21 protein-coding genes are annotated in these 17,277 nt (G+C 65.9%); 19 read left to right on the forward strand and 2 right to left on the reverse strand.

Features of this window, described 5'->3' with window-relative positions; translation table 11 throughout:
* Positions 1-4 precede the first annotated feature (4 nt).
* Both F6W70_RS02845 and F6W70_RS02850 read right to left on the reverse strand, forming a co-directional pair.
* On the reverse strand, positions 5-493 hold the full coding sequence (locus tag F6W70_RS02845) for a YajQ family cyclic di-GMP-binding protein (protein ID WP_017829222.1): 489 nt from the start codon (positions 491-493) through the stop codon (positions 5-7).
* A 13-nt stretch (positions 494-506) separates the two neighbouring features.
* Entirely contained in the window at positions 507-938 is a 432-nt protein-coding gene (locus F6W70_RS02850; RefSeq protein WP_151485874.1) for a hypothetical protein, read from the reverse strand.
* Positions 939-1,122: 184 nt separating this feature from the next.
* On the opposite strand from F6W70_RS02850, the gene F6W70_RS02855 reads away from it, so the two are divergent.
* From F6W70_RS02855 to rplB, 19 genes are all read left to right on the forward strand, one after another.
* Positions 1,123-2,331 carry a sugar ABC transporter substrate-binding protein gene (locus tag F6W70_RS02855; protein WP_055874165.1) on the forward strand — a complete coding sequence of 403 codons (1,209 nt, stop codon included), beginning with the start codon at positions 1,123-1,125 and terminating at the stop codon, positions 2,329-2,331.
* A gap of 67 nt (positions 2,332-2,398) precedes the next feature.
* Entirely contained in the window at positions 2,399-4,003 is a 1,605-nt protein-coding gene (locus F6W70_RS02860) for an ABC transporter permease subunit (protein WP_151485875.1), read from the forward strand.
* Position 4,004: 1 nt separating this feature from the next.
* The gene (locus F6W70_RS02865) at positions 4,005-4,943 is read left to right on the forward strand and encodes a sugar ABC transporter permease (RefSeq protein ID WP_017829218.1); all 939 of its coding nucleotides are present in this window, start codon (positions 4,005-4,007) and stop codon (positions 4,941-4,943) included.
* 88 nt (positions 4,944-5,031) lie between these two features.
* Positions 5,032-5,364: a PadR family transcriptional regulator gene (locus F6W70_RS02870; protein ID WP_170287847.1), complete on the forward strand. Its 333-nt coding sequence runs from the start codon at positions 5,032-5,034 to the stop codon at positions 5,362-5,364.
* Positions 5,361-6,017, forward strand: coding sequence for a DUF1700 domain-containing protein (locus F6W70_RS02875; RefSeq protein ID WP_151485876.1), 657 nt, complete (start codon positions 5,361-5,363; stop codon positions 6,015-6,017). Before F6W70_RS02870 ends, F6W70_RS02875 begins: the two co-directional genes overlap by 4 nt.
* Before the next feature lie 71 nt (positions 6,018-6,088).
* Positions 6,089-6,241, forward strand: a complete 153-nt coding sequence (locus F6W70_RS17760) for a hypothetical protein (RefSeq protein WP_170287848.1) — start codon at positions 6,089-6,091, stop codon at positions 6,239-6,241.
* Between the two features lie 116 nt (positions 6,242-6,357).
* The gene (locus F6W70_RS02880; RefSeq protein ID WP_141385761.1) at positions 6,358-7,377 is read left to right on the forward strand and encodes an ABC transporter; all 1,020 of its coding nucleotides are present in this window, start codon (positions 6,358-6,360) and stop codon (positions 7,375-7,377) included.
* Between the two features lie 14 nt (positions 7,378-7,391).
* On the forward strand, positions 7,392-7,877 hold the full coding sequence (locus F6W70_RS02885) for a DUF6121 family protein (RefSeq protein ID WP_229778797.1): 486 nt from the start codon (positions 7,392-7,394) through the stop codon (positions 7,875-7,877).
* Between the two features lie 82 nt (positions 7,878-7,959).
* A complete protein-coding gene (locus F6W70_RS02890; protein WP_055866829.1) occupies positions 7,960-8,607 on the forward strand; it encodes a hypothetical protein in 648 nt (215 codons plus the stop codon).
* 232 nt (positions 8,608-8,839) lie between these two features.
* Positions 8,840-9,208, forward strand: a complete 369-nt coding sequence (gene rpsL / locus F6W70_RS02895) for a 30S ribosomal protein S12 (protein WP_017201609.1) — start codon at positions 8,840-8,842, stop codon at positions 9,206-9,208.
* Between the two features lie 5 nt (positions 9,209-9,213).
* On the forward strand, positions 9,214-9,684 hold the full coding sequence (rpsG, locus tag F6W70_RS02900; RefSeq protein ID WP_017201608.1) for a 30S ribosomal protein S7: 471 nt from the start codon (positions 9,214-9,216) through the stop codon (positions 9,682-9,684).
* Between the two features lie 87 nt (positions 9,685-9,771).
* On the forward strand, positions 9,772-11,886 hold the full coding sequence (gene fusA / locus F6W70_RS02905; protein WP_017829211.1) for an elongation factor G: 2,115 nt from the start codon (positions 9,772-9,774) through the stop codon (positions 11,884-11,886).
* Between the two features lie 169 nt (positions 11,887-12,055).
* Entirely contained in the window at positions 12,056-13,246 is a 1,191-nt protein-coding gene (gene tuf / locus F6W70_RS02910; protein ID WP_017829210.1) for an elongation factor Tu, read from the forward strand.
* A gap of 152 nt (positions 13,247-13,398) precedes the next feature.
* Positions 13,399-13,611, forward strand: coding sequence for a hypothetical protein (locus tag F6W70_RS02915; protein WP_021201124.1), 213 nt, complete (start codon positions 13,399-13,401; stop codon positions 13,609-13,611).
* A gap of 844 nt (positions 13,612-14,455) precedes the next feature.
* Positions 14,456-14,764 carry a 30S ribosomal protein S10 gene (gene rpsJ, locus F6W70_RS02920; RefSeq protein ID WP_017201594.1) on the forward strand — a complete coding sequence of 103 codons (309 nt, stop codon included), beginning with the start codon at positions 14,456-14,458 and terminating at the stop codon, positions 14,762-14,764.
* Positions 14,765-14,772: 8 nt separating this feature from the next.
* A complete protein-coding gene (gene rplC, locus F6W70_RS02925; RefSeq protein WP_055865588.1) occupies positions 14,773-15,432 on the forward strand; it encodes a 50S ribosomal protein L3 in 660 nt (219 codons plus the stop codon).
* Between the two features lie 2 nt (positions 15,433-15,434).
* Positions 15,435-16,097: a 50S ribosomal protein L4 gene (gene rplD, locus F6W70_RS02930; RefSeq protein ID WP_151485877.1), complete on the forward strand. Its 663-nt coding sequence runs from the start codon at positions 15,435-15,437 to the stop codon at positions 16,095-16,097.
* Positions 16,094-16,417 carry a 50S ribosomal protein L23 gene (gene rplW, locus F6W70_RS02935; protein WP_017829206.1) on the forward strand — a complete coding sequence of 108 codons (324 nt, stop codon included), beginning with the start codon at positions 16,094-16,096 and terminating at the stop codon, positions 16,415-16,417. The genes rplD and rplW overlap by 4 nt, the downstream gene beginning before the upstream one ends.
* A 20-nt stretch (positions 16,418-16,437) precedes the next feature.
* Complete coding sequence (rplB, locus tag F6W70_RS02940) at positions 16,438-17,277, forward strand: 50S ribosomal protein L2 (protein ID WP_017201590.1); 840 nt, start codon at positions 16,438-16,440, stop codon at positions 17,275-17,277.

The raw sequence follows: 17,277 nt of genomic DNA on the forward strand, positions 1-17,277 counted from the left end.
TGGGTTACCGGTAGTTGATGAACTGCAGGTCCAGGTCGAGGTCGGCGCCCTTGAGCAGCGCGATGACCGACTGCAGGTCGTCGCGGCTCTTGGACTGCACACGCAGCTCGTCGCCCTGGATCTGGCTCTTCACGCCCTTGGGGCCCTCGTCGCGGATGATCTTGTTGATCTTCTTCGCGTTCTCCGAGGAGATGCCGTCCTTGAGCGTCGAGACGATGCGGAACTCCTTGCCGCTGGCGAACGGGTCGCCCGACTCGAGGCTCTTCAGCGAGATGCCACGCTTGATAAGCTTGGACTGGAACACGTCGAGCACGGCCTTGGCCCGCTCCTCGGTGTTCGCGATGATGAGGATGCTCTCGCCGCTCCAGGCGATCGACGCACCCGTGCCCTTGAAGTCGTAGCGCTGCTCGATCTCCTTGCGGGCCTGGTTCAGGGCGTTCTCCGCCTCCTGGTGGTCGACCTTCGAGACGATGTCAAATGAGCTGTCAGCCATGGTTTCATCCTACTCAGGGGCTCAGGGCGTACACGTTGTCGGAGATCCGGGTGGCTCCGTCCGGCGTGGGGTAGTCGTCGGGGACCAGCACGAAGTGACCGGCGGGGCCGCTCATCTCCACGGGGCCGCGTTCGCCGCCACACGCCATGATTCCCGCCGTCTCGTCCCGGTAGGCGAGCACGCAGATCGTTCCCTGGTCGACCCCGCGCAGCACCCACAGCGAGCTGCCGGAATGCTCACCGACGAACCGCGCAGATGAGAGCTCGGCGACGTCGCCGGAGTCCTGCTCGATGAACGCGTCCGGCAACGCGTCCGCGGGTTCGACATCGCGCTCCAGCACCGCGTAGCCCGTGGTGAACGCGGTGCACCCGCTCAGCGCGGCCGCCGACAGCGCCAGCACGAGACCTGTCGTCATCCGGGCGATGCGGTGCGAGCCGTGAGCCATTCCAGCAGTCTACGGGTCTCGTTTCCCCGCCTCATGGAAGCGTTTTCACATCCCAGCAGCGCTCCGTTCTCTATCACGGGTTGATATCAACGCCTTCTCTCATTGCAAACGCCGCTGATTTCGATGCATACTGTAAGCGCTTGCAGTCCTTGCAGGTGATCAGCACTGAGAGAGGCACACACCAATGAAGGTGAACAAGAGGGGCATCGTCGCCGCGGGCGCGATCGCCATCGTTTCGACTCTGACGCTTGCCGGCTGCTCCACGGGGACCAGCAGCGACGACACCTCCGGCTCCGACGACAGCGGGAAGCTGGTCGTGTGGGTCGACGCCGAGCGCGTCGACGCACTGCAGGGCGCTGCAGACGCCTACCAGGAGAAGACCGGCGTCAAGGTCGAGCTCACGGGCAAGTCGGTCGACGACATGAAGGACGACTTCATCCAGCAGGTTCCGACCGGCAAGGGCCCCGACATCGTCATGGGCGCGCACGACTGGCTGGGCGAGCTCTCCACGAACGGCGTCGTCGCACCCATCGAGCTCGGCGACAGCTCCGAGGACTACCTCCCGGTCGCGCTGCAGGCCGCCACGTACGACGGCACCGTCTACATGCTCCCGTACGCCGTCGAGAACATCGCGGTGCTGCGCAACGCCGACCTGGTTCCGGCCGCCGCGACCAGCTTCGACGACATGCTCTCGAAGGGCACCTTCGTCGTCGAGCAGGGTACCGAGGGCAACCCGTACCACCTCTACCCGTTCCAGACGGCGTTCGGCGCCCCGGTGTTCGGCACCGACGACACGGGCAGCTACGACTCCACCGACCTCCAGCTCGGCAGCGAGGGCGGCTTCGCGTTCGCGGACTGGCTGGGCGCACAGGGCGCTGCGGGTGTTCTGAACACCGACGTCGACGGCGAGATCGCCAAGCAGCAGTTCCTCGACGGCACCGCGGCCTTCTGGCTCACCGGTCCGTGGAACGTGGGCGCGGCAACCGACGCGGGCATCAACGTCGCGATCGACCCGATCCCGAGCCCGACCGGTGAGACCGCTTCGCCGTTCGCCGGCGTGAAGGGCTTCTTCGTGAGCTCGGAGTCGAAGAACAAGGTCGCCGCGAACGACTTCCTCGTCAACTACATCGGCACCGAAGATGTGCAGCTCGACCTGTTCAAGGCCGGCAACATCCTCCCCGCCCTGACCGCAGCCGCCGACACCGCGGCCGCCGACCCGATCATCGCCGGCTTCCAGGCCGTCGGCGCCGACGCGGTGCCGATGCCCGCGATCCCGGCCATGGGCGCGGTCTGGGAGTTCTGGGGCGTGGCCGAGGCCGCGATCATCAACGGCGAAGACCCGGCGACGACGTGGCAGAAGCTCGTCGACGACGTGACCGCCGCGATCAAGTAACAGCCAGAACACGGACTCTGCCGGGGTGGGCCTTCGCCCGCCCCGGCAGGATCATGACGAGGATGACATGACAGACACCGACGAGCGCACAGCTCCTCCGACCAGACGTCAGCGCCAGGCCGCGAAGATCGCGGAGGCCGCATCCGGACCGATCGGCTGGATGCTGCTGAAGATCCTCCTGCTGGCCGTCGTCGACGCGATCGCGCTCTACGCCGTGTTCGTGCTCTTCGCCCAGCGGGAGTGGTTGATCCTCGGCATCGTCGTGGCGGTTGCCGTCCTCGTCAACTACATCTACTTCTCCCGAAAGCGCATCGCCGCGAAGTACCTCACTCCCGGCATCATCTTCCTGGTCATCTTCCAGGTGTTCACGCTGCTCTACACCGGGTACATCGGGTTCACGAACTACGGCACCGGCCACAACGGCACCAAGGACCAGGCGATCTCCTCCCTCCTCGCCTCGGCGCAGGAGCGGGTCGAGGACTCGCCGACCTACCCCGTGACGGTCGTCGAGCAGTTCGGCACCTACGGTCTGCTCGTGACGGACCCGGAATCCGGCGACGCGCTCCTCGGTACAGCGCAACAGCCGCTGGAAGAGGTCGACGCCCGGTTCGAAGACGGCACGGCCGTCGCCGTCGACGGGTGGACCACACTCCCGCTCGCGACCGTCTTCACGCTCTCCGAAGAGCTGGAGAAGCTGTCGGTGCCGTTCAGCGACGACCCGAACGACGGCAGCCTGCGCGCCCCGGACGGGCAGAAGGGCTACCTGTACGTCTCGACGCTGGAGTACGACGAGGCCGCAGACACCATCACCGACACCACGACGGGGACCGTGTACTCCGATACGGGTGATGGGGCCTTCACCGCCGAGGGCGGCGAGCAGCTGCTCCCCGGTTGGCAGACGACGGTGGGCTTCGACAACTTCATCCGCGCCGTCACAGACTCCTCCATCCGCGGACCGCTCATCTCGGTCACGCTCTGGACGTTCGCGTTCGCTCTGATCTCGGTCGCGACGACGTTCTTCCTCGGCCTTCTCCTGGCCCTGGTGTTCAACAACACCCGCATGCGGTTCCGCAACGGCTACCGGATCATCCTGATCCTCCCATACGCGTTCCCCGCGTTCCTGTCAGCGCTCGTCTGGGCCGGAATGATGAACGAGAGCTTCGGCTTCATCAACCAGGTGATCTTCGGCGGTGCCGAGATCCCGTGGCTCACCGACCCCGCCCTCGCGAAGGTGTCGGTGCTGCTGGTGAACCTGTGGCTCGGCTTCCCGTACATGTTCCTCGTCTGCATGGGCGCCCTGCAGGGCATCCCCGAGGATGTGAACGAAGCCGCGGTGATGGACGGCGCGAACCCGTGGCAGGTCTTCCGCCGGATCAAGCTGCCGCTGCTGCTGGTCACCGTCGCGCCGCTTTTGATCTCGTCCTTCGCGTTCAACTTCAACAACTTCAACCTGATCTACATGCTCACGAAGGGTGGTCCGCGCTTCAGCGACGTGTCCATCCCCGTCGGGCACACCGACATCCTCATCTCGATGGTCTACAAGGTGGCCTTCACGGGGCAGACGCGTGACTACGGTCTGGCGTCGGCCTTCACGATCCTGATCTTCATCGTGGTCGCCACGATCTCGATCATCAGCTTCCGCAAGACCAAGGCCCTCGAGGAGCTGAACTGACATGAGCACCACCAGCCCCACCACCGAGCGATCCGCCGCCACTCGCTCCACCGATGGCGTGCAGAGCCTCGCCCCCCGCCGTCGCAGCTTCGGCGCCTGGTTCGCCGACACCGGATGGCGCCACCTCGTGGCGATCGTCGTGAGTGCGTTCGCCCTGTTCCCCCTGCTGTACGTGATCTCCGCCTCGCTGAACCCGAAGGGGACGCTGACGGGATCGAACCAGCTCTTCTCCGCGATCGGGATCGACAGCTACGTGCGCATCCTGAGCGACCCGCAGAACCCCTACGGCACGTGGTTCCTCAACACGCTGCTGATCGCGGTGGTCACCGGAGCGGTCACCGTCTTCATCGGTGCCTGCGCGGCATATGCCTTCTCGCGCATGCGGTTCGCTGGACGCCGTGTGGGGCTCGTGACGATCGTGGTCGTGCAGATGTTCCCGCAGCTGCTCGCCGTCGTCGCCATCTTCCTGCTCATGTCGACCCTGGGGGACTGGTTCCCCGCGATCGGTCTGAACACCCACACCGGTCTGATCCTGGTGTACCTCGGGGGAGCGCTCGGGGTGAACACGTACCTGATGTACGGCTTCTTCAACACGATCCCGAAGGAGATCGACGAGGCGGCGCGCATCGACGGCGCCGGTCACGCGCGCATCTTCTTCACGATCATCCTGCGTCTGGTCGCTCCGATCCTCGCGGTGGTCGGGCTCCTGTCGTTCATCGGCACGGTCAACGAGTACGTGATCGCGAGCGTCATGCTCGTCGACGTGGATCAGCAGACCCTCGTCGTCGGACTCACCAAGCTCGTGGCGAACCCGCGCTACGCGGACTGGTCGGCCTTCTCCGCCGGTGCGGTGATGGCGGCGATCCCGGTGATGATCCTCTTCCTCTTCCTGCAGAAGTACATCGTCGGTGGGCTGACCGCCGGAGCGACCAAGGGCTGAGCGCATCCTGCGGGTGTCGCCTCGGCGACGCCCGCAGCCGCGCGGGCGGTTCTCCCGCTCTCTTGTCTCGCATGCTACCTTGTCATGCATGACAGCCGATGTCGGCGCCCAGATGCGCAAGGGAGTGGTCGAGTACTGCGTGCTCGGCCTGCTCGCGCGGGAGCCTATGTACGGATGGCAGCTGGCTGAGGCTCTCACCGGCGCCGGCCTGATCGCCAGCATCGGCACGCTCTATCCGCTGCTGGGGCGGCTGCGTGACAACGGCTGGGTCAGTACGTTCGATCAGCCGTCCGAGTCGGGCCCGGTGCGCAGGTACTACCGGCTCACCGAGGTCGGCGTCGATCAGCTCGAGCGATTCCGCGCCCAGTGGGCACCGTTCGCCTGTGTCGTCACGGGCATCGTCGGAGAGGGACGATCATGACCGAAACCACCGCTGTCGCCCTGCGAGAGGACTTCCTCACACGACTCGATGAGGCGATGCGCGGATTACCGCACGGCATCGCGACGGACATCCGCGGGGGCATCGTCGAAGAGCTCCAGGGACTCGACGCCGAAGCCACGGCCGTGCGCATCGCTCAGCTCGGCGATCCCGGCGCGATCGTCCGCGAGGCACAGGCCGAGCTGCCGGCGGGTTCGCCTCTCGCGGTGCCGACGACCGCGTCCGCACCGTCGGCACCGGGTCCGTCGACGACGTCCACGCGCGGGTTCGCGATCGCCGCGGCTCTGACGCTGAGCGTCGGCGGGATCGTCGTGCCGATCGTCGGGTGGTTCGTCGGTGCCGTGCTCGTGAGTCTGAGCTCGCTCTGGAAGACGGGGGAGAAGGTCGTGGCGATCGTCGTGCCGTTCGTCGCGGGCGGTCTGTCGATCCTCGTCATCTCGACGATGGTCACCATCTCCGTGTGGGAATCGAGCGGCAGCTCCTCGGGAACAGGAACCCCGCCGCCCGCCAACAATCCGTTGCTTCCTGCGTGGTACGACATGATCTGGGGCGGTCTCGCGGGAATCGGCATCCTCCTCATCCCGCTCTCGGGTCTCTGGCTGCTCTGGCGCCTGCGCGGTCGCGTCGCGCGCTGACTGCCGCGGAGCAACCGCCGCTGTCGGCGTTGCGCCCGGGCTCTCGCACCGTTCGGTCGTAGCGTGGAGGCATGGCACGCGTGGGTGGTCGCAACCTCGGGATGAGCTGGTTCGCCGGCATCGTGTGCATCGCCATCATCGGAGCCCTGGTGTGGCTGTCGCTGCCGATTGTTCCCGTGCTCGCGCAGTTCGCCGGTGATGCACTGCGCAACGCGCTCCCCTGAAACCCAAGAGACAGTGCGGTGTCCTCGCGTATGACGACACGTCGGCACGCCTCCGCGAGCGGCCGTTCGCGCGGAGGTACCCTCACAATGCACGTATCCGATGAGAGGCGCACCCCATGAGTGACCCCGACGTTCCCCAGCCCGAGAAGCCGGCTGACGTTGACGACGTCGTCGGCAGTGCGAACGCGGGTCTGGATGCCGCCGCTGCCGCAGGTGCGGATGTTCCCGGTTCGAACGACGGCGTAGAGGAGAAGCCCGCCGCTGCGCCGGTCGATCCCGACCTCGCTGCGTTCGAAGAGGCCGAGCGCGATCACCCCGGGACTTTCGCGTCGCCGCCCCCGGCAGTGACCCCCGCTGCGTCCGTCGCGTCGAACGACTACGCCGACGAGGTCAGGACGCGCGCCGACGCCGAGTCCTCCTCCTTCTTCCCTGAGCCGGTCATCGGAGAGCCCGTCGCGTTCGGTCATGAGCAGTCGGGCATGGCGGGTGCCGCCTACGCCCAGTACGGCGATGAGGCCGACACGCGCGTCGTGCCGTCCGAACCGCTGGTCGCTGCAGCCGCGGCACAGCCGCAGCCCATCTTCGTGCAGGCTCCCGAGCCGCCCCGCGACCGCGGAAACCGTGGCACCGCGGGAGCCATCGGACTCCTCGCGACGCTCGTCTTCGCGGTGCTGTACCTCGGGGCGGCGCTGGGGCTCGGCGCGATCTCCGGTGATGTGACCGGGGAGAACATCGGGCAGACCGCGATCGCTCCGCTGACGACTTGGGGATTCTGGACGCCCGTCGTGGTCTTCTTCCTCGGCTTCTGGCTGCTCGGTGCGATCATCAACCGCGGTCGCTGGGGACTCTGGGTCGTCTTCGGCATCATCGTCGGCGTCATCGCCTATGGAGGACACATCCTCGGCCAGCTGTTCGAGGCGCCGTTCTGGAAGCTCAGCGCGAGTCAGGGGCTCGACCTCGTCGGAGAGCAGCTGCTCGCCCCGCTCGCGATCGCGGCCTTCGTGTTCGCCCGTGAGCTGACCATCTGGTTCGGAGCCTGGGTCGCCCGCAGCGGTGCCCGCAAGACCGAGCTGAACGCCGAGGCGCAGCGCGAGTACGAGCGCACCCTCGAAGCCGGCCCGACGCTGTCGAGGTAATCACGAACTCCACCATGCCGAACCCCCGCGGACCCGAGTCCGCGGGGGTTTCGGCTGTCCTGGCGGTCGTGCTCGCCACCATCAGCTTCTTCGCGCTGGCGGTCTTCGGGCTCGGAGCGCTGAGCATCGCCACCGACACGGACATCATCGCGGTACCGGACCTCGGGCAGACGCCTGGGGTGATCGGGATGCTGGCCGCCGTGGTCTCGTTCGCGCTCATGCTGTGGTCGACGCTGCGTCGACCACAGCCGTCGTATGTCGCGACGATCGCGATCGCCCTGGTCGCAGGTCTCGTCCATCTGGCAGCCGTATGGGTCGGTGTGCTCATCGCCGCGGGGAGCTTCGTGCTCGCAACCGCGGTCGCAGGTCATCTCGTGCGCGGGGGAGCGAGTGCGGTGCTCGTGCTGGCGGCGCTGATCGCCGCGTGGGGCGGGATCGCGCTGCGTCGCACCCGTGCCGAGCATCCGCGGTGGCCGTGGGAGCGCGACGACGACGAGTGACCCGCGAGTGATCGTTCCCCTCCCGCCCCGCCGGGAGCGGGAAATCGCGACGGCGACGGGCGACGCGCCGTACGCTGGTGGGGTGGAGCGTTCGTTGGAGACGCAGGTGGACCAGGCCGTCGAGGCATGGTTGCGCTGGGTGCCGCGCTGGGAGCCGGCCACCCACCGTGGTCGCGTCGCGCCGTGTCGCCGATGTCTCGGATCGCCCATCCTCTCGGCAGCCGGCATCGGGGCGAACGTGCCGCACGGTGTGCAGCACGGGTTGTCCACGCGGATCAAGACCATCGTCGATCACGCCGTTGCGGAGTACACCGCACGGAATCTGCCGATGCTGCAGCGCGAGCTCGATCAGCAGGCCGCGCGCAACCGCGCTCGCAGCTACCGTCCGGCCGAGGATCTCGATCCCGAGTTCGACGGTCTGCCCCTCGACCCCGACCCCGTGCCAGGGGCTCCGTTCCTGTTCACCATCGCCGGGCTGGCCGACGACTCCGCCGCCGAGTTGCCCGCTCTTCCTCCGCTGACGGAGGAAGCCAAGGTCGCCCTCCGGCAGGAGGTCGCCCTCGCCGACGAGTACGCCAACATGGTCGGACGCGAGATCTGCGGCATCCTGCTGCGGCACCGCATCTCGATCCAGGCCGCGATCTCGCAGCATGTGGAACCGCAGATCGAGGCACTGCTGGCCGAGCTCACAGAGTCGCTGGACTCGCCGTTCGACCCCGACCTGCCCTGACGTGTGCGGCCGACGCACACGGTCGGAGGGGCATTCATTTGACCGTCAGGTTACGCGGCATTACACTTGATCAGGTGTGTGCACGCCTCTGCGTGTGCGCTGGGCGCCGGCACCTGCCGGTCCGCCCCCACGGCATACCCATCACACCAAAAGCTCGTCGGTTCCGACGTGCCGGTGGGTCATGATGTGAAACCCATCACGCTGTCACCGTGCAGCACTATGAGGAGAGAACGTGCCAACCATTCAGCAGTTGGTTCGCAAGGGTCGCTCGCCCAAGGTCACCAAGACCAAGGCACCGGCGCTCAAGTCGAACCCGCAGCAGGCCGGGGTCTGCACCCGCGTCTACACCACCACCCCGAAGAAGCCGAACTCGGCGATGCGCAAGGTCGCTCGTGTGAAGCTCCGCAACGGCACCGAGGTCACCGCGTACATCCCCGGTGAGGGTCACAACCTGCAGGAGCACTCGCTCGTGCTCGTGCGTGGCGGTCGTGTCAAGGACCTCCCCGGTGTGCGTTACAAGATCGTCCGTGGCGCCCTGGACACCCAGGCAGTCAAGAACCGTAAGCAGGCTCGTTCCCGCTACGGCGCGAAGAAGGGTTGAGTTAGATGCCTCGTAAGGGACCCGCCCCGAAGCGCCCCGTCGTCAACGACCCGGTATACGGCGCACCGATCGTCACCTCGCTGGTGAACAAGATCCTCGTCGACGGCAAGAAGTCGCTGGCCGAGTCGATCGTCTACGGCGCCCTCCGCGGCGTCGAGGCGAAGAACGGTCAGGACGCCGTCGCCACGCTGAAGAAGGCGCTCGACAACGTGCGCCCGACGCTCGAGGTCCGCAGCCGCCGCGTCGGTGGCTCGACCTACCAGGTGCCGGTCGAGGTCAAGCCTCACCGCGCCAACACGCTCGCTCTGCGCTGGCTCGTGAGCTACGCGAAGGGCCGTCGTGAGAAGACGATGACCGAGCGTCTGCAGAACGAGATCCTCGACGCCTCCAACGGCCTGGGTGCCGCGGTCAAGCGCCGCGAGGACACGCACAAGATGGCCGAGTCGAACCGCGCGTTCGCTCACTACCGCTGGTAAACAGCTTCGCCCGCCCCTCGGCCACTCGCCGAGGGGCGGGCACCCCCTCTTCGCAGTACGACTGCTCCAAAAGATAAGGACACTCCTGTGGCACAAGACGTGCTCACGGACCTGAGCAAGGTCCGCAACATCGGCATCATGGCGCACATCGATGCCGGCAAGACCACGACGACCGAGCGCATCCTGTTCTACACGGGCGTCAACCACAAGCTCGGCGAGACGCACGATGGCGCCTCGACCACCGACTGGATGGAGCAGGAGAAGGAGCGCGGCATCACGATCACGTCTGCCGCCGTGACCTGCTACTGGAACAAGAACCAGATCAACATCATCGACACCCCCGGCCACGTGGACTTCACGGTCGAGGTGGAGCGCTCGCTCCGCGTCCTCGATGGTGCTGTCGCGGTGTTCGACGGCAAGGAGGGCGTCGAGCCCCAGTCCGAGACCGTCTGGCGTCAGGCCGACAAGTACAACGTCCCGCGCATCTGCTTCGTCAACAAGATGGACAAGCTCGGCGCCGACTTCTACTTCACCGTCGACACGATCATCAACCGCCTGGGCGCCAAGCCCCTCGTGATCCAGCTGCCGATCGGCGCGGAGAGCGACTTCATCGGCGTCGTCGACCTGGTCGAGATGCGCGCGCTGGTCTGGGCCGGAGACTCCAAGGGTGACGTCACCATGGGTGCCTCCTACGAGATCCAGGAGATCCCGGAAGACCTCAAGGAGAAGGCTGCGGAGTACCGTCAGCAGCTCCTCGAGACCGTCGCCGAGACCGATGACGCGCTGCTCGAGAAGTTCTTCGGTGGCGAGGAGCTCACGGTCGCCGAGATCAAGGGTGCGATCCGCAAGCTGACCGTCGCGAGCGAGATCTACCCGGTGCTCTGCGGTTCCGCGTTCAAGAACCGCGGCGTCCAGCCGATGCTCGACGCGGTCGTCGACTACCTCCCGAACCCGCTCGACGTGGGCTCGATCGAGGCGCACGACCCGAAGGACTACGACACGATCATCGAGCGTCACCCCGACGCCAATGACCCGTTCGCCGCCCTCGCGTTCAAGGTCGCCGTGCACCCGTTCTTCGGTCGCCTCACCTACGTGCGCGTCTACTCGGGTCACCTGGAGTCCGGTTCTGCGGTCGTCAACTCGACCAAGAACAAGAAGGAGCGCATCGGGAAGATCTTCCAGATGCACGCCAACAAGGAGATCCCGGTCCCCTCGGTCACCGCGGGAAACATCTACGCGGTCATCGGTCTGAAGGACACCACCACCGGTGACACCCTGACCGACCCGGCAGCTCCGGTCGTCCTCGAGTCGATGACGTTCCCCGAGCCCGTCATCGAGGTCGCGATCGAGCCGAAGACCAAGGCCGACCAGGAGAAGCTGGGTGTCGCCATCCAGAAGCTCGCTGAAGAGGACCCGACCTTCCGCACGGAGCTGAACCCCGAGACCGGTCAGACGACCATCAAGGGCATGGGCGAGCTGCACCTCGACATCCTCGTGGACCGCATGAAGCGCGAGTTCAACGTCGAGGCCAACGTCGGCAAGCCGCAGGTGGCGTACCGCGAGACGATCCGCAAGACCGTCGAGAAGCACGACTACACGCACAAGAAGCAGACCGGTGGTTCTGGACAGTTCGCAAAGATCCAGTTCACCATCGAGCCGCTCGACCTCGACTCCGAGAAGACCTACGAGTTCGTGAACGCCGTCACCGGTGGTCGCATCCCTCGTGAGTACATCGGTTCGATCGATGCCGGTTTCCAGGACGCGATGAACGTCGGTGTGCTCGCGGGCTACCCGATGGTCGGCGTCAAGGCGACCATCGTCGATGGTGCGGCTCACGACGTCGACTCCTCGGAGATGGCGTTCAAGATCGCGGGCTCCATGGGCTTCAAGGAGGCCGCGCGCCGTGCCAACCCCGTGCTGCTCGAGCCGCTGATGGCCGTCGAGGTCCGTACTCCTGAGGAGTACATGGGCGACGTCATCGGTGACCTGAACTCGCGTCGTGGCCAGATCCAGTCGATGGAAGACGCCGCAGGCGTCAAGGTCGTCCGTGCACAGGTTCCGCTGTCCGAGATGTTCGGCTACATCGGCGACCTGCGCTCGAAGACCTCGGGTCGTGCCGTCTACTCCATGGAGTTCCACAGCTACGCTGAGGTTCCCCGCGCTGTGGCCGACGAGATCGTCCAGAAGACCAAGGGCGAGTAATCACCCTTCTGGGTTCCCCGCGGCGCCGAGCACCGCGAAGCGCCGCGGGGTTCCCAGGTCACCTACAACTTCACATTCCCTCTCTACTAAACTGAGAACCTAACCCGTAGAGAACCGGTCGCAAACCAGTGCCCGGTCACCTCTACAACGACGTCCTGAGGAGGACCCAGTGGCTAAGGCCAAGTTCGAGCGGACCAAGCCGCACGTCAACATCGGAACGATCGGTCACGTCGACCACGGCAAGACCACGCTCTCCGCAGCGATCTCGAAGGTGCTTGCTGACAAGTACCCGTCCGACACCAACGTGCAGCGCGACTTCGCTTCCATCGACTCGGCGCCGGAAGAGCGCCAGCGTGGTATCACCATCAACATCTCGCACATCGAGTACGAGACCCCGAAGCGCCACTACGCGCACGTTGACGCTCCCGGCCACGCCGACTACGTCAAGAACATGATCACCGGTGCGGCTCAGATGGACGGCGCGATCCTCGTGGTCGCCGCCACCGACGGCCCGATGGCTCAGACGCGCGAGCACGTGCTGCTCGCCAAGCAGGTCGGCGTGCCGTACCTGCTGGTCGCGCTGAACAAGTCCGACATGGTCGACGACGAGGAGATCCTGGAGCTCGTCGAGCTCGAGGTCCGCGAGCTGCTCGCCGGCCAGGGCTTCGACGAGGACGCTCCTGTCGTCCGCGTCTCCGCTCTCAAGGCCCTCGAGGGCGACGAGAAGTGGACCCAGGCGATCCTGGACCTGATGCAGGCTGTCGACGACAGCGTTCCGGACCCGGAGCGTGACCGTGACAAGCCGTTCCTGATGCCCGTCGAGGACGTCTTCACGATCACCGGTCGTGGAACCGTCGTCACGGGTCGCGCCGAGCGTGGCACGCTGGCCATCAACTCCGAGGTCGAGATCGTCGGACTCCGTCCGACCGTCAAGACCACGGTCACGGGTATCGAGATGTTCCACAAGCAGCTCGACGAGGCCTGGGCCGGCGAGAACTGTGGTCTGCTGCTCCGCGGCACCAAGCGTGAGGACGTCGAGCGCGGTCAGGTCATCGTCAAGCCGGGTTCGGTCACGCCGCACACCGACTTCGAGGGCACCGCGTACATCCTGTCCAAGGACGAGGGTGGCCGTCACAACCCGTTCTACACGAACTACCGCCCGCAGTTCTACTTCCGCACCACCGACGTCACCGGCGTCATCTCGCTGCCTGAGGGCACCGAGATGGTCATGCCCGGCGACACCACCGACATGACGGTCGAGCTGATCCAGCCGATCGCCATGGAGGAGGGCCTCGGCTTCGCCATCCGTGAGGGTGGACGCACCGTCGGCGCCGGTACGGTCACGAAGATCATCAAGTAAGCATCTGCTTCCTCGCAGAGGGGTCGGACCTTCGGGTCCGGCCCCTCTGTCGTTAACACGGCGTCTCGAGGGTTCCGTTTACGATTGCGGACATGCAAAATGAGTGTGGTCGGCCCGATCGGTCGGCGGCACACCTTCAGAAGGGGAAACACATGGGTATCGAAGACGCCGTGAACAAGGGCAAGGACCTGTACGAGCAGAACAAGGACAAGATCGCCGAGGCCGTGAAGAGCGAGCAGGCCGAGGACATCAGCGACAAGGTGCTCGACGGCGTCGCAGACTTCGCGAAGAAGATCGCTCCCGGTGCGGCCGACAAGATCGACGAGATCCGCGACGGCGCCGACAAGGCCGTCGGCAACGAGTAGAACCCCGCGTCTCCTGAGCGGCGATCCACCACGGGTGGATCGCCGCTCTTGCGCGTGCGGGCACCGGGCATCAGGCTCGGAATGCCGTCGGATGTGGCGTCTTCACGGTTGCATCCAGTAGGATCGACTCGACCGCCTGGGGATCTTGCGGTCGGGGAAGCCGAAGGGGTTCGGTTTCCCGAAGCACGCGGTCTTCCGCGTACAAACTGGGGATAGCGATCTTGGGGATCATCGTGCGACGCGCGCAGTCACTGCGCCTGAGCGTCTCCCTGCCTGCGCGGCGGGTCTTCCGCCGCGCCCTCGGTCGAGGAGTTCGGCGTCCCTTCACGCCGGACTACTCGCGTTCGGTGTGCCCCCTCGCACTGAACGCCCTCCCCAAGCGGGGCGAGGCATGGGGATGCCTCGCCCCGCTCTCCCCGGCGAACTGACGCGGTTCCCGACCCGTTCCGAGGTCGGCCGACCGGGCGCGACACGCCCGGGTTTGCGGAAGTGAAATCAGCCGTGGCAGAATAGACAGGTTCGATATTCCGTCGCCGCTGTGCGTGCGATGGATCACTGCCAGGGCAGTGCATAGACGGCGCCTCCTCCGGGATGGTGCAGGGTTCTAGGCCGCGGGTAGCAGAACACACCCCGACACCCCTCTTCATGAAGGGTTCTGCCGTGCGCGGCGGAAGGTCGGCATCCGGTCGCTTCGCAGCGTCCGGCTGACAGAAGAACAGTGGTGCAGCAGATCGACTCGTGAGAGCCGTTCTCGTGCCGAGGCGCGAACAGCGCCGACGTGCGTCCAATGCCCCAGGGCCACCCGGTCCCGGACGGTAAGACGCCTAAAGAGAGAGAGCAGACAATGGCGGGACAGAAGATCCGCATTCGCCTGAAGTCGTATGACCACGAGGTCATCGACACGTCCGCACGCAAGATCGTCGACACCGTGACCCGTGCGGGCGCGACCGTCGTCGGACCCGTGCCCCTTCCGACCGAGAAGAACGTCGTGTGCGTCATCCGGTCGCCGCACAAGTACAAGGACAGCCGCGAGCACTTCGAGATGCGCACCCACAAGCGTCTGATCGACATCGTCGACCCGACGCCCAAGGCTGTCGACTCGCTGATGCGCCTCGACCTGCCTGCCGATGTCAACATCGAGATCAAGCTCTGAGGTTCGACATGGCTGACATCAACTCCAAGGTTTCCAAGGGCATGCTGGGCACGAAGCTCGGTATGACCCAGGTGTGGAACGAGAGCGGCAAGCTCGTTCCCGTCACCGTCATCGAGCTGGCACCCAACGTGGTCACCCAGGTCCGCACGCCCGAGAAGGACGGCTACAACGCCGTGCAGATCGCGTACGGCCAGATCGACCCCCGCAAGGTGAACAAGCCGCTCACCGCCCACTTCGAGGCAGCCGGCGTCACGCCGCGTCGTCACGTCACCGAGATCCGCACCGCGGACGCCGGCGACTACACCCTGGGCCAGGAGCTCACGGTCGACGGCACCTTCGAAGCAGGCCAGCTCGTCGACGTCGTCGGCACGAGCAAGGGCAAGGGCTTCGCCGGTGTCATGAAGCGTCACAACTTCAAGGGCGTCTCGGCTTCGCACGGTTCGCACCGCAACCACCGCAAGCCCGGTTCCATCGGCGCATCGTCGACCCCGAGCCGCGTCTTCAAGGGTATGCGCATGGCCGGCCGTATGGGTGGCGAGCGCGTAACCGTCCTCAACCTCACGGTGCACGCCATCGACATCGAGAAGGGACTCATGCTCGTCAAGGGCGCCGTCCCCGGTGCTCGTGGTCGCATCGTCTATGTCCGCAACGCAGTGAAGGGTGCCTGATCATGGCTGACTCCACTCTCGCGCTCGACGTCCTCAAGGCAGACGGCAAGAAGGCAGGCTCGATCGAGCTTCCCGCCGCGCTGTTCGACGCCAAGACGAACATCCCGCTCATCCACCAGGTCGTCGTCGCGCAGCTCGCGGCGGCTCGCCAGGGCACGCACTCGACCAAGCGTCGTGGCGAGGTCTCCGGTGCCGGCCGCAAGCCCTTCAAGCAGAAGGGCACGGGTAACGCCCGTCAGGGTTCCATCCGCGCGCCGCACATGACCGGTGGTGGCATCGTGCACGGCCCCAAGCCGCGCGACTACTCGCAGCGCACCCCCAAGAAGATGATCGCTGCAGCCCTGCTGGGCGCGCTCAGCGACCGCTTCCGCGGTGACCGCATCCACGCCATCGAGTCCTTCGGGATCGACGGCACGCCTTCGACCAAGACCGCGGTGAACTTCCTCACCAACGTCGTCTCGTCGAAGAACGTGCTCGTCGTGATCGAGCGCGACGATGACGTGACGCTGAAGAGCATCCGCAACCTGTCGAACCTGCACGTGCTGACGTTCGACCAGCTCAACGCATACGACGTGCTCGTCTCCGACGACATCGTCTTCACCCAGGCCGCGCTCGAGGGCTTCATCGCCTCCAAGTCCGGCGCCAACCAGGAGGTCTCCGCATGAGCGAGCAGGCATCTGTTCTCCAGACGGCCCTGAACAAGGACCCGCGCGACATCATCCTGAAGCCGGTCGTGTCCGAGAAGAGCTACGGGCTCATCGATGAAGGAAAGTACACCTTCCTCGTCGACCCGCGCGCTTCGAAGACCGAGATCAAGCTCGCCATCGAGAAGATCTTCGGCGTCAAGGTCGCAGGGGTCAACACCCTCAACCGCGTCGGCAAGGCTCGCCGCACCCGCTTCGGCACCGGCAAGCGCAAGGACACCAAGCGCGCCATCGTGACCCTGAAGTCGGGCACCATCGACATCTTCACGGCAATCGGCTGATCCGGGGGATAAGGACAATAATGGCTATTCGCAAGTACAAGCCCACGACCCCGGGCCGTCGCGGCTCGTCGGTGGCTGACTTCGCCGAGATCACTCGATCGACGCCGGAGAAGTCGCTGCTGCGCCCGCTCTCGAAGACCGGTGGTCGCAACAACCAGGGCCGCATCACGACCCGTCACATCGGTGGTGGCCACAAGCGCCAGTACCGCGTTATCGACTTCCGTCGTAACGACAAGGACGGCGTCAACGCCAAGGTCGCTCACATCGAGTACGACCCCAACCGCACCGCGCGCATCGCGCTGCTGCACTACTTCGACGGTGAGAAGCGCTACATCCTCGCTCCGGCGAAGCTGAAGCAGGGCGACATCGTCGAGTCGGGTGCCGGGGCTGACATCAAGCCGGGCAACAACCTCCCGCTGAAGAACATCCCCACGGGTACGGTCATCCACGCGATCGAGCTCCGCCCCGGCGGCGGCGCGAAGATGGCACGTTCGGCCGGTGCATCCGTCCGTCTCGTCGCCAAGGACGGCCCCTACGCCCAGCTGCGTCTGCCCTCGGGCGAGATCCGCAACGTCGATGCGCGCTGCCGCGCGACCATCGGCGAGGTCGGCAACGCCGAGCAGTCGAACATCAACTGGGGTAAGGCCGGCCGCATGCGCTGGAAGGGCGTCCGCCCGACCGTGCGTGGTGTCGCGATGAACCCGGTCGACCACCCGCACGGTGGTGGTGAGGGTAAGACCTCCGGTGGTCGTCACCCCGTCTCCCCGTGGGGCCAGGCTGAGGGTCGTACCCGTCACGCCAACAAGGAAAGCGACAAGTACATCGTGCGTCGTCGTAACGCCGGCAAGAAGCGTAAGTAG

The organism is Microbacterium maritypicum, from assembly GCF_008868125.1.
Classification (GTDB): Bacteria; Actinomycetota; Actinomycetes; order Actinomycetales; family Microbacteriaceae; genus Microbacterium; species Microbacterium maritypicum.